The sequence below is a fragment of the Zoogloea sp. genome (genome assembly GCF_028689785.1).
Taxonomy (GTDB): Bacteria; Pseudomonadota; Gammaproteobacteria; order Burkholderiales; family Rhodocyclaceae; genus Zoogloea.
In genome coordinates this window covers 1-12799 of the sequence record NZ_JAQVCN010000090.1, presented here as the reverse complement: position 1 = coordinate 12799, position 12799 = coordinate 1, and the positions used below count along the sequence as shown (strand labels likewise).

The following is a 12799-nucleotide window of genomic DNA, read 5'->3' as shown; positions in this document are numbered from 1 at the left end:
CCGCTGCCGCTTGTTGTTGCTTGTCGTCGCGCTGCTCACTTCGCGTTCCTCCTGATTGAACAGAAGGAGGATTCTTCCGCGTGAGCCAGGGCGGGGGAAGAACGCCGCTCAGTGAGCGGTTACGGCTATCGAGTGCATGAAGAGCTGTCGACGGCAACCAGCGCAGGGGGCCGTCTGGTCGTACGCAGTTCCACCAACCCCGGCTATGGAGTCGAGATTGCTGCTGGCGCTGGAATGGAGCGGCTGCAGGTGAGAACAGTGGCTTTCAACACCAACCGGGATTCATCGGGTGACCTCCCTGCAGAGCAGCAATGGTGTGACGACTTCGGAGCACTTAAAGCGACGCTAAAGGAGCAAGGCGCTGAAGTCATCGTCGAGAGGGCCTTGGGCGTTGGGGCGGTCCCGTTAAAGCTCCTCTCGACCCCGACAATGGATGAAGCGCGGCGCACGTCAAGCGCTCCTCGCCAAGCAGTCAGGAAATAGCGGCACATTTGGCTGCTCGGCGCCATGTCTCTAAATAGACATCCCGCCTACAGGGACAGACAGCGCACACTATCCAAAAACAAAAGCCCATAAATTTCTCAATTTATGAGCCTTGGATTCTCGGCTTATGCGTTCATCTACAAAGCCTCTGTCGGATGACACGGTTAGTGAAAACCGAGCCTTTGATTATAAAACGAATTTTCACTAACTTTGGCAGCGTGGTGTGAGGCTGTGCCAGAGTTCATGAAGGGACGTCCAGCCTGTGCCAAAGATAGCGCAATTTTCTGGTGATGCGGCCCGTAGGCAATTCATAGAAGCACATCCTGCCGTCAATAGTAGGGAGGGGGAACGATGAACGAAGACCTACACAGCGTCTCATAAAGCGCTTGAATCCTAGAAAACAGTGGGGCAACCGAAGTTGCCCCGTCAAGTTACCGCTTGCTGTCTGGCGTCACCTTGACCGGCTCCCATCCGTGTCCAGGTTTGGTCGTAGGAGGAAGGGGCTTGTTGTCCGGGACGGTCGAGAAGTTCGGCTGTTTGCCGCCTCTCGGACCCACTTCTTGAAAAATCCCGCCGTTCTTTCCGGTGTTTTGACCGGGCTTCATCGAGGCTGCCATGAAAATCTCCTTTCGAGAGTAGAGGCAGTGGTAGATCCCGGTACATTGAAAACCTCTATTGGCCAGCCAAGTCTCCTGCCTTTATAGTGCAGGGCGTTTTGCCCAACGTAGGTGACAGGCTTCTCCGGGTTCGGTGACCTGTCCAAGTTGCTCGAAGGAGTTCCAGTCCTTCGAGCAACTTTTTCATTCAAGATGCACTATTGTGCATAGTTCAATTAGTCAATCCGCATCAATTGGGAGTCCTGAGTCTTGTACGGGCTCGGACCGCAAGATTTTCCGCTTGGAAGCGATTCCGGACGATACGAGACATTTCATCGTAGACCGGGGCCTTACCTTCCGGATCGGCGATGGTAATGATCAGCGAGAACCGCTGGGGCTTAAATAGCTGCTCGTCGTCCTCAATGCCGTGTCGAGTCAAAAGTTGAAGTTTCAGTCGCCAGCGTAATCCACGCTCTCCCTTATCGCTCATCACACCATGGTAGGTTCTAACCGGAGCCCATTTGCGTAGCTTCTCAACTTGGTAAGCTTCATGCAACTGCCCGGGATTTCTATGCTCAACGGGTACGAGTCCCTTAAAAACCTGCTTGATCTCTCCAGTATCCCTAGCGGTTTTCTCGTAAAAGACGCCAAGGTGGGCGTCGATGTGAGTTTCGCAGTACTCAGCCCCCCATCTTTCACCCCGCGCAGGGGCAAAGGCCAGGGTCATCCAAACCTCCCCAAAATATCTTCCATCTCGCTTCAATGACGGGGGATAGGGGAAATCATCCCACTCAAGAAAGTAACCAGGTCGAAGCGTATCCTCAAAAACAAGCGTTGCCGTATGGGGGGTGCATTCGAGGCAGTACGGGACAGTAGCGGGCAAGCCGAAACCTAAGTAATTTTCTTCGCCATCCGGCACTCGAAGACCAGACCTAGGATCGCGCGCATGGTGAGTTAGCAGTGCCCGCGCCAACACTGGCGAGGGTGTCGGCGTGATTTGGTGGTAAATCTGAGCGAGAGTTCGCGACACTAACGGAGTTGAAAAGCTGGTACCCAGGTCTTCTGTGACTCCCGCATCAGTAACGGAGCGAATCCCATGAATGTGCGCTCCATCCGTGGAGCAGGAACCGCCGTAATGGACGAGGTCCGGCTTAATGACGTAATTTGGCCCTGCACCATGCCGTGAGAATGCCGACGGATGATTCTGTTTGGGCCCATTGCTTTTGAAGTCGACATGGGAGACTGCCCCAACCGTAATGCCCAAGACACTGTCTGCGGGGGACGTAATCCGCCCTGCACTAACCTGAGGAACGGTTCGCGGATAGTCAAGCAGCGGAGGAGTCACGTAGTTGCCAGCACTGATCACAAAGGACACCTGGTACTTCTCTTGTAGGTTGTCGAGTTCAACGGCCAGCTCAGAAAACTCATCTAGCGAGCAAACTGCGTCAGTGCCCAACGATAAGTTCCAGACCTTATATTTATTCGCATGTTCTTCAAGGGCCGCCTCTAACGAAAAGAGAAGTTCGGACTCCATCAGCGGAGTGGTTTCACCGCGGGATGGATCATCGTTAGGAATAACTTGCAGATCAAAAACACCGCACGGGCCAGTATCTAATCCTCCAACAGTGGGGTTCAAAGCATGCCCCCAGCAGATCAAGCCTGCGACGAAGGTTCCGTGATCAGTGTTTACATATGAAGGGGGTACTTGGCGGTCACGACCAATAACCCAAGACTCTAGGGCCGGGATTCGGTCCGAGACACCACTGTCCACGACGACGACGATCGGAATATCAGTATCTGTGACGCTTCGCACCGGAAGAGCGGGGAGTGCTTGCGGCTTTGCCGTGTTGGGTCGCACGGTTCTAATCAGGGGCATCTGGGTGATTGATCGCACGCTGACTAGCCTGGAGAGTGCTTCAACCTCTGCTACAGAGCGGCATTCTGCCGCGAACGTCCAACTTTGCTTTGCGTATCCTTTGGCACTTATCGATATACCAAGAGCATTGCACGAGCTAACGAAATCGTCGACAAGGCTGGATTGATCTTCGTCGCCTCCGAAACTGAATAGACGTACCCGAGTCACGAACCCCTCTCCCCTACGAGGGCTCCTACGTAGTACCTCCTCGGCACTTTGCCCTCGCCGCCGAAGCATGGGTGTAACGACCTCGATAGATTCGATGCAGGAAAGTTCTTTTACGATCTGGTCCGATTCATTGGCTGTTATCGTATGTTTCAACTTCGATAGGCCACGGGGAGTTGCTTTGATGAACAGTTCGCCGATTCCACCCGACCCAATGATCGGGCAGGACTGTTCTGAGAAGAGCGCGTCAGGCCGATGGCTCTTCGCCGTAGCTTTAGATATGACTTTTACCCGAACCGGCGCCGCCTTGGCCACATTCAACTGAGGCAGCACTGCTTCTTCAATCGCCGACACCTGATTGGCAAGTCGCTGCCGATATTCGGTATCAACTGTGCGAAATGGTGTCTTCGCTCCTCCGCCGCCAAGCACGCGACGCTCGGCTCCTTGCTTTGGCATGATGAGTTTGATCGGCAGTAAATCATGCCGAACGCTGTCATGACTATTCGCCATTGTTTTCGCCCTCCTTCTTGGCGAGGCGGTGCGCAGTTGCCTTCGACAAGCCCAGCAGTTCAGCGAGCATGGCGAGGCTGTAAAGCCGTTGATCCCGCTCGCGCAGAAGATGAACAATCTCGGCCGGCTCTTTGTTGGTCAGAGTCGATGCAAAACAACGATCATTCTCGCCAGATATCGAGAGATTCTGAAGCACCATGAAGGCCTCCGACAAATGAAGTGCCTTCCCGCTGGTGAGCTGCCGTCGCTTCAGTCGAGCGCAGGTTTCCCGAATATCCGAACCGGAAAAACCGTCAGACAGATCTGCCAAGACAACCAAGTCACGCTCTGAAAACGAGATGGGAGCTATGAAATCCTTCCACATCTGGGTGCGCTGCTCCCGCGAGGGAAGCTTCAGTGCGACCCGGTAGGTAAAGCGACGCCATACCGCAGCATCCAACAGAGTTTCATGATTTGTTGCAGCAATGACGATGGATTGCCTCCCCAGCGTATCCAAGTTTTGCAAGAAGCTGTTTACGACTCGCTTCAGCTCGCCAAGTTCATGACCATCGCTTCGGATTTTGGCAATGGCATCAAACTCGTCAAGAAACAAAACACAGGGAGTCTTCGAGGCAAAATCAAACAAGGCCCGAATGTTCTTGGCTGTGCTACCAAGGTAGGAAGAAATCAAACCATCAAGTCGTGCCACATAAAGATCAAGCCCTAATTCTTCGGCAATGTGACGGGCAAGCCTACTCTTGCCTGTACCCGGAGGACCATACATCAGGAAACTAAGAGCTCCAGAAAGATCGTTTGTATCGAACGATCCATAGCTCTTCGCAACACTTAGAAACTCGTTAACTACATCCCACTGGGATTGAAGCAAATTAATGGGAGGCTCTTGCAGTCCTCTTAGGTTGACGTGCTCGACCAAGGGGAAGCGGCTCTCAGAATCGACGGGCAGTGCTTTGCTGAAACGAACCTCCGCGGGTCGCAGCTGATGATCAGTCTCTGCAAGGAGTTTCCTCAGGCGCTCGGCTGCGCTTTGCTCCCCAGCGCTCTCCAGCTTGTCCGCCAGAAAGGCCGTATAGTTCCTCACCTTATCGACATCGAGACGCAGAGCCCCATTGACGATTCGAGCAATCTCATTGAAGAAACGAATATCTGTTTTCATGAGACGATTCTATGAAAACAAGAGACGTTCGTCAAGCAAGTGGAAGCACCTTCTTGCGGAGTCTGTAGACGGGTAAGGTCGCGCAGCGCCGCTCTTGGAGCGAGTCAAGTTGCAGATGAGACATGCACCACAGATTGCCGGACTTCACGGGTGTCGTTTAAGACCGCTGCTACCAGGCAAGAGCCCATCATTGAGCGCAGCCGTTCGGCCAGGTTGTTCAGTTGTGCGAATGGCAGAGGAAGCTCTCTTCAAGCGTGATATACCTCTTGAGGAGGCGCTTTGCCATTTTGGCTAACACCCGGACGCCCTCCACGCCCTTCACCTCCAGCGGCGCACAGAGCTCCATCCCGATCCCCCATCGATACCAGCGCACAACCAGACTTGGGCGGGCCTCGTAGTCGATTCCCTCCTGACGCAGTCGCTCTTCGATAGCATCAACCCGCTCAAAATAGGCCTTCATCTGGTCCGACCAGCCCTGGGTACGGTAGGTGACTGCCCTTTTCCTTGAACGGCCAACGCGCTTCCAGCGCTTCTCTTCGCTCCACGGAGCAGAATCGTCGGGCATCGGTCCGGCTTCCTCGTAGGCTCGTCGGGCGATCTCGTCTTCGTACCTGGCCTGGGGATGAATCCACCACACCATCACCCGGCGTCCGTTGAGGATGAAGCCGACGTCGTCCCACAGGTTCACTTTGTCGGGCTCCAGATAGGCATGTGGGATGAACAAGCCGTTGGTCAGGCGCCAGGGGTGATTGCGGTGAAACTGGTGCATCAGAACGCGGAAACGTTCATATCGTGGGTTTTTCATGATCACTCCGGCTTGGCGAGGATGTTCGAGTGGCTGGCGGGGGAAGACTGCACTTCCTGATTCGGCTTCGTCATCAGCTCACTCACAGCGCACATTGGCGACGCCGTCGAGGGCCTGCTCCAAAGTCAGATCCGTCCGAGTCAGGATCGTGTCTAGCGTCGCGGGTGGTATCCAGTGCCCCTTCTGGCGCCTGACCAGTTCCAGGGCGACTTCGGCGAGATAGTTCATATAGTGGCCTGGCAGTGAGTCCAAGTCGTCGACGTGCAACGCTTTGCCCTTACTCTCGACCAGGAGGCGATGGATCAGCCGGAAAGGGGCTTCAGCCCGTCGTACGGCCGGACTCCCCCATGTGGGCTCGTCGTCACTCAGGGTTTCGTAGATATCCCTAGCGATCAGGTTCAGCCATTCTTCGGTCATGCTGACGGGGAGTGCAGCTTCGAAAGGGCCGCTGAGGATCTCGGCCTGCAATCGGTCCAGATCGGTATCTGGTAAGTCTTCACGGTTCTGCATTGCCTGACTCCTGGGGTTGGGGAGGTTGGTCAAGAAGGTGTTCCACGTCGCTGCGCAGGTAAAAGTACTGCCGGCATCCATCGATAGCAGGGCCTGCCACAGGGTGAATTTGCAGGCGGTGAAGGGCTTGTTTGGGCGAAGTGCCCAAGCGCTTGGCGATCTCCACCAAGGAGATGTAACGCGCCTCGAACTTTTCGATCCCGTCCCGAGAAACTCGACGTACCTGCGCCTGCGGAGACGACGTGCTCTCCAGGAGACCGGATCGAACCAGGTGGTAGGCCACCTGGGCCTTGATACTGAGAATCGTGGCCACGTCAGTGATCGAATAGTCACTGCCGCTGGCCTGACGCCAGTGCGCAAGCCAAGCCTGTACTCTCCGGCGAGGAAGCAACAGGTCTCCCAGAACAGTGTTTTCCACGTCGCTGCCGAGAACTGGAGCCAGCACGCCTAATTGAAGCGCATGAAGCATTGCGGGAAATGCCCCGGCCTCCAAGCGCCAAGCCTTGAGGATCTGCACGAGGGGAACGTAATCTGGGTGTTCTTCTTCAGCCACCGGAGCTTGGCCCGCCAAGTACGCACGGCCCAGGTCGTCCAGTTGATGCTTGGAGATCAGCCACGTTGCAGATCCATCCCTTTCGGTCGAAAGAAGCGGTTTGATCATGCCCGCCGTGATCAGCTCGCGAACGCGATGCTTTGGAAGCCACAAGTAGGCAGCCGCTTCCTTCAAGGTGAGACCATCGGCGATTAGGGTGGCAAGAGGTTCGACCTGTGAAGCAGGAAATGACCACGCATGACGGCCGCAGGGCTGGGCCGCGATGTCGGCCTCGACCCAGCCAGCCAAGTGCAACTGCCGGACCCGCGCCGGGGTCGTACCTGCCGCTTCTGCAATAGCGTGGACTGTCTTCCGACTGTTGATGGTTCGGGTGCCAAGGCGGCGGTTGCGTCGACACAGCAGCCCCCACCAGTGTTCTCGCAGGTAGTCCTCGAAGGCCTCGCGTAGAAAAGCGAACTCGCCCCCCTCGAAATCCCGGTACAGCCATCGGTACAGGCGTCCAAAGGTTCGAACCAAGCTGAACGATGGCTCTGCCCGTCGCTGCAGATCGCCCAGGTAGCGATGAAAGCCAGCAGGCCAGGCGGCGAGCAGACTGGCGAGTTGCCGATTCACCGCAATGGCCAGATCAAGACGGTGGAGCCCAGGTATCTGGCCGCTGCGACTTTCCCGCTCGGCATCGAAGAGCGCAGCCACACGATGAAAGAGCCTGATCCAGGCAGCCACACTCAACGAAGGGGCGCCCTCCTGGGCTTGCCCAGCCAAGGCACCCTGAAAGGCAATCTGGAGTCGGAGTTCATCCTCGGCGACATGCTCAGTGGGGATGCCAATCAGCGAGGCGCCGCACCGGCAGCGGTCGAGCACAGCTCGTTCTGGCCGTTGATACTGATGGCAGACCGCGCAGGTGTCCTGCAGATAGCACTTGTGGGCAGGGCACACGACGCACAGTTTGATTGCCCACCTAGCTTGCAGAAACCGCTGCTCGGCGAGGCAATGGGGGCACCAGCGCAAGTGGTCATGGCAGTAGTCGGATGTGGCCAACCCCTCGGCCAACACGTGCTCAAGACGACAGAAACGCGGCCAGGGGCCGGACAAGAAACGCCATTCAGTCGGAGACAGGCGCAGCGCGTACCTGACCGAGGAAACGGAGCTCGTGCGCCTCGGCCCCAAACTACGCCACAGGACACGGGGCGATTCGTAGCCATTGGCCTCCGCGATCCGTACCAGGTAGCCGTGAGCCCATTCACCCGGATGAGGCCTCGGACGCACCGGAAGACCGCGATGTTTCCACCAACCTCCGCCTCCCGTCACCGAGACGGCTGCGGATGCGTGGTAGATCGGCTCAAACCGTCGCACGGGTGACTCCTGCGGCGCGACACGCGAGTTCGCAGAGATACTGAAGGTGTGCGCTGGATACGGTCTTCAGCTGCGCATCGAATCCCTGGATGAAAACGTCGTGACCACAACCCGCCGGAAGCGGCCGGCCGGGCGGCCACGCCTGTGCGAAACGTCGAAAGTGCTCGGGACTGGCACAGGCTGTTGCCGCGCCGACAAGTACGTTCAGCAACAGCACGCGGAACTGGGCATCCAGGCTTCCGAAGTACGGTGTCGGGGAAATGGCGACTTGCGGAAGTGTGTCCGACACTTCTATCCATGGGCACAGAGCGGACCACCAGCGCATCAACAGGCCAAGGCGCGCCTGCCGTTCCTCGATACTCAGCGCAGGATTGAAAACCAATACCCGTGCCTCGCCGATGGGAGATGCGAAATGCGCGATGACGCGATGAGCCACCAGGTAGGCATCTGCCGGCAGATCCGTCTGGCTTTCGGCATCGGCCAGATAGTCGAACAGCCGTCGGGTCGGATGCTTGTCGTCTAGCAACAAAAGGAGGTTCCCGCGCTCGCGCCGGTGACGAAAACGTAGCAGACGAAGGAGCCGGCATTCCAGCCCGTCTGGCCAGTCCTTGAGCAACCGCCCGAGGCGTTCATCCGTTGTACGCTCACGCATGGCGTGGCCTCGGGTTGCTTCATGGATGCGCTGCAGCAGCTCCTGCAACCAGAACATCAGCGCATAAGTCTGGCGAAGATGGGTGGTAACGCGCCGCTCACCATCGCGTGCCCATGATGGGGTCTGGAGCCCGCTGGACTCAGCGACCAATCGCGTGAGGCGCCCAAGTGCAGGTGATGCTGGACGACTGACCAGGGTCGTAAGCGATTGGCCACAGCGGCAGGTCCAGTCTGGGCCCATGCTGGGCCATGTCAGCTCACGCCCACATTGGCAGTGCTGGCGAAGCAGGCAATCGTGCAGAGGGCAGGTATTGACCCGCGGCAGCTCCCAGAGTGCGAGATGCACACCCTGTTCCGCCAGGCAACGTGGACAGACCTGTATCGGCGACAAGATGGCGCGTTGCCATGAGCGCCCTTTCCGCTTCGGCCCAGCTTCTGGCAAAGAAAAGCGCTGGTCCAGCCACAGGCGGCGATCCTCGGCGGAAGCCTGTCCGGTGAGGTGGCAGATCAACGCCCAGGCCTCCTCCCGACGTACCGCGCTTTCGGAGCGGTACAGGCTTGCAATCGCACGGTGCAGCGCCTCCGGCATCCAGTGACCGTTCGTGCCGAAATGCCGGCTGACAAACCCGGCCAGACTCTCCCCCGGTTGGCGCGTCGGTCGGAGGGGATAGCCTGCCAGTTCAAGCAGCATGAGCACGCCGCCTTGAGGAAGGCCGAACCACCTCGTCACTGGATTGGAAGGGCTCGCCAGCCCTGTCCAGTCGCCGGAAGTCGAAGTTCGCACAGAAGGGATTCAATGCCCCAACCCCTTGGTGCCAGATCGCGGAGGTAAACGCAGCCTCTAGCACCGCGAGGGTGATCTCCTGCAAGTCCTGCTCAAATACCTGTCGAATGGCGCCAATCAGGAGGCTCTTCACATAGGAAACCCGCCCGTCCGTGGCGGCATGCAATCGGTAAGCGAGCTCGCTCCAGGTCGTGCCCCCTTTGTTGAAGGGCACGGGCAAGGACGGTGTCAGGGACGTAAACAGCCGAAGACACTGGGTTTCAATGGTGTTGTCGGGGTCCTTTCCGAACTCCAGGTGGAGACGGAGCATGAACCGGCGTCGTAGCTGTTCGTTAACCCTTAAAAGATTCTCGACCCGAGGCAGGCCCATGAGCACCGTCGGCACCTGCACGTCGTCCATCAGGCTCTTGAGCCAGTCGCCGACCATGTACTGGGTGGGTAACTGGCCTCGGTCCTGGATGTGATTCGCTTCGTCGAAGAGGATGAGTTCAACGGCACAGGCGCGCGCGAGACGGGCGACACGTGCAGTCTTGGCAGAAGTCGTTCCCGTCGTTGGAGCCGGATCGCCCAGGTTTCTGAGCATGGCTTCGGCTACGCTGGCGATGGTTGCTGTCGATGGCATCGGTACAAAGAGCGCGGGTATCACGTCCCGCTCTGGCAATGATGCACGGGGGTAGCGCTCCACCATTGCCTTGCAAAGCGTCGTCTTGCCGCTGCCCGACTCCCCGGTTACCAGCAAATGTTGAGCGATGCCGGTTTGACGGTAGAGCTGAACAAGTCGCTCGATCTCATTGAAGGCCGCCACGAACGGGGGAAATTGCAAGTACTCGCTGGTGAACACCCGCAGGGCTTCGAATTCTGCGACGTTCATCCGCGCCTCCCTCGCGAGAGCTGAAAGGTGGGCAGCGGCGCGGGTGGTTCGTCGAGGGCCACCTCGGGTGTCGGGATGGGTTTAGTGACGGGTTTGGGAGGCGTGCCGGGATTGAGTCGGGCCTCGGGATGAGTGCTGGTCTTGCCGTGGATGTTCGCTGCCCGGCGCCGGCCGCGTTGTTTGCGCCCCTTGAGGAGTTCGTCCACAGCGATAGCCAGGTCGTACTTGGCCTTGGCCAAGGCGTCGGGGTTCTCTGCGGAGTGACCGTTTTCTCGGACCTGCTGCTGGATGAGCTCGTGCTGGAGGAGTGTGAGACCCTTGGCGTAAGTCTGGTTCAAGGCCGGAACCGTCACCGGATCCTGCTGCTCGGGCGCCCAGACCTGGATACTGCCCAGGTCCTCGGCGTCGAAAACGAGCCGGATCTTTACCCCTGGCCCCCAGGTGCGCAGGATGGGATCGAGATCGGGACCCGCGTAGCGGATTCCTTTCAGGACGATCCCATCTCGACGCAGGGTGCGCTCCTCGGCCATGCCGATCCTGCGCTGCAAGTCGTCCAGACTCCCCGGCAGCTCCGGCGTGTGACGCTTCAAGCCTTCGTGCCACTTAGCCCAGGGCGTCGTAGCGATGCCTCGGTGGACGGTTTGGGCGTAGATATCGAGCAGCCACTTTTCCAAGAGGTGCTTGAATTCGGCGAGGGTCAGGAGTGCGTGCTTCTGGGAGTCGTAGTCACCCCTATCCTCCAGTCTGGAGAGGCTGGTGCCCGGTAACTGGTGGCTCAGGGTGAAATTGAACGTCTGCAGGAAGCGCTCAATGGCGCCTTTGAACCATGGCTGCCGCTTTGGGCAATAAATGATGCTCATACCCAGGTCCATAGCGACGCTATCCAAGGCCGTGGAATAGAACTCCAGACCGTTGTCAGCAACCAGTACCGCGATCAGACCGTAGCAAGGCCATGCGTGCTCCACGGGCAAATCCGGTATGACTTCCTTGACCGGGGTTTTGGGCAGGATGGCATGGCGTAGGCCACCGACAACAGCGGCGGCGGAGGTGCCGCCAAAACTGAGGTAGTAGCCGACCGGGAAGCGGCTATATACATCGATGAACAAGGTCAGAACCGGTCGGCCAAGGGGGAGGCCCGTGATCTCGTCGATCAGGAAGAGGTCGAGGGGCGTGTGATCGACCTCAACCCGCATCAGGATGCCGTCGACGACAGGCCCCGCTTTGACGACCCGATAGCGGCGATCCGCAACATGCTTCCCCTCGGCGAGCCGCGTCTGGTCATAGGCTTCAAGTCGCCTGAATAAGCGATATACCGTTCTCACCGAGGGGAGGCGGAGTGGGGCATTCGGGAGACGCTTGGCGTTCTCGGCGCGGATTTTCCCTTTAAGGCGCGTGAAGATGGATTTGATGGTTGCCGACGGACTGGCTCGAAAGGCTTCCTCAGCCGCCTCCGCGAAAAACTCTCGAATCTGCTCCGACTGCCGTGCCCCCGCTCTGCCTCGGCGGTCATACCGAGGAATCAAGGCGCGAGCATCCTGATGCCACCGGTAGATCTGGTGCCACCGATAGATGGTTATCGGTGCCGGGGGATGTGGATCGTTGATGCGTTTGGAGACCTCGGCAATCAATGGAGACAGGTGATACGGAGTCAAGGGGATCTGCCCAGCCTCCTGAATCGCGTCCAGATAGGCCATTCGCGTGCGCACTTTTGCCTGAATGTGGCTGGGAAGCTCTGCCAATGGCCGCCGATATACCTGAGCAGCAGGAGCCGTGTCAGTGCCATGAGGCATACACAGCTGCCCTGCACCGAAGGCAGCCAAGAGTTCCTGCCGGGAACTCAGTACAGTCTGTCCGTCGCTCAGGCGCTCCAGCACAACCTGATCACCCGTCCCCAGGCGCTCGATCCGGTGAGCGGCACCGTCCCACTCAAAAACCAAACCGGTCCGAAAGGCGAAACCACGCATGGTCGCTCTCCTGAGAAAGATGCAGTTGGGTGTCGAAGTCCACGGGGTGGTCAAGATTGCAGGTGAGTCGCCCGGCCATCAGCAACGAGAGAGGGTCCAAGCCAACTGGGGTGAGCACCTCCTTGGTTGCTTGAATCGAAGCCGGAAAATGCACGGCCAGCCGCTCCAGGGCGACGTCGCACTTCAGCAGGGATGGACGGATACGCGGGGCTTGGTGGTAGATCCAGCGCAGGTTGCCCAGACGCGGCTCAACACGGACTTGCTGGTCGGTCAGAACGGCAAACACGCGACCGATGCGGGTGAAGTGTTCGGTAATGCGGTCGAGCTTGTGTTTGGTCTCAGCCTCGGCAGCCAGCTCTTTAACGTGAAAGAGCCCGGCCTCTGAACGAGCGAAGTCCTGACCGCAGCAGGTCATCGGAGCGAAGGCGGCCTGAATCAGGCGTGTTGCGGGATGAAGCCGAACTTGGTCAGCGCCTTGATCCAGCG

The 12799-nt window shown here is 58.2% G+C and carries 10 protein-coding genes and 1 pseudogene; all 11 read right to left on the bottom strand.

Annotated features, from left to right (window positions below):
* Positions 1-914: 914 nt before the first annotated feature.
* Complete coding sequence (locus PHI64_RS22205) at positions 915-1100, bottom strand: YjzC family protein (RefSeq protein ID WP_299888129.1); 186 nt, start codon at positions 1098-1100, stop codon at positions 915-917.
* A gap of 229 nt (positions 1101-1329) precedes the next feature.
* The gene (locus tag PHI64_RS22200) at positions 1330-3669 is read right to left on the bottom strand and encodes a S8 family peptidase (protein ID WP_299888126.1); all 2340 of its coding nucleotides are present in this window, start codon (positions 3667-3669) and stop codon (positions 1330-1332) included.
* Entirely contained in the window at positions 3659-4822 is a 1164-nt protein-coding gene (locus tag PHI64_RS22195) for an AAA family ATPase (protein WP_299888123.1), read from the bottom strand. The genes PHI64_RS22200 and PHI64_RS22195 overlap by 11 nt, the downstream gene beginning before the upstream one ends.
* Positions 4823-5039: 217 nt before the next feature.
* Positions 5040-5627 (bottom strand): hypothetical protein, encoded by a 588-nt coding sequence (locus PHI64_RS22190; protein WP_299888120.1) that lies wholly within the window; start codon positions 5625-5627, stop codon positions 5040-5042.
* Positions 5628-5705: 78 nt separating this feature from the next.
* A complete protein-coding gene (locus tag PHI64_RS22185) occupies positions 5706-6137 on the bottom strand; it encodes a hypothetical protein (protein ID WP_299888117.1) in 432 nt (143 codons plus the stop codon).
* Positions 6124-7551, bottom strand: coding sequence for a hypothetical protein (locus PHI64_RS22180; RefSeq protein WP_299888114.1), 1428 nt, complete (start codon positions 7549-7551; stop codon positions 6124-6126). The genes PHI64_RS22185 and PHI64_RS22180 overlap by 14 nt, the downstream gene beginning before the upstream one ends.
* 60 nt (positions 7552-7611) lie before the next feature.
* Positions 7612-7956: pseudogene (locus PHI64_RS23685) on the bottom strand (TniQ family protein); the annotation flags it as partial.
* Positions 7957-8029: 73 nt separating this feature from the next.
* Positions 8030-9385 carry a TniQ family protein gene (locus tag PHI64_RS22175; RefSeq protein WP_299888111.1) on the bottom strand — a complete coding sequence of 452 codons (1356 nt, stop codon included), beginning with the start codon at positions 9383-9385 and terminating at the stop codon, positions 8030-8032.
* Positions 9375-10349: a TniB family NTP-binding protein gene (locus tag PHI64_RS22170; RefSeq protein WP_299888108.1), complete on the bottom strand. Its 975-nt coding sequence runs from the start codon at positions 10347-10349 to the stop codon at positions 9375-9377. The genes PHI64_RS22175 and PHI64_RS22170 overlap by 11 nt, the downstream gene beginning before the upstream one ends.
* Positions 10346-12313 (bottom strand): Mu transposase C-terminal domain-containing protein, encoded by a 1968-nt coding sequence (locus tag PHI64_RS22165; protein WP_299888105.1) that lies wholly within the window; start codon positions 12311-12313, stop codon positions 10346-10348. The genes PHI64_RS22170 and PHI64_RS22165 overlap by 4 nt, the downstream gene beginning before the upstream one ends.
* Positions 12276-12799, bottom strand: a 524-nt coding sequence (locus tag PHI64_RS22160) for a hypothetical protein (protein ID WP_299888102.1), incomplete at its 5' end; no start/stop codon positions are given. The genes PHI64_RS22165 and PHI64_RS22160, both read right to left, overlap by 38 nt.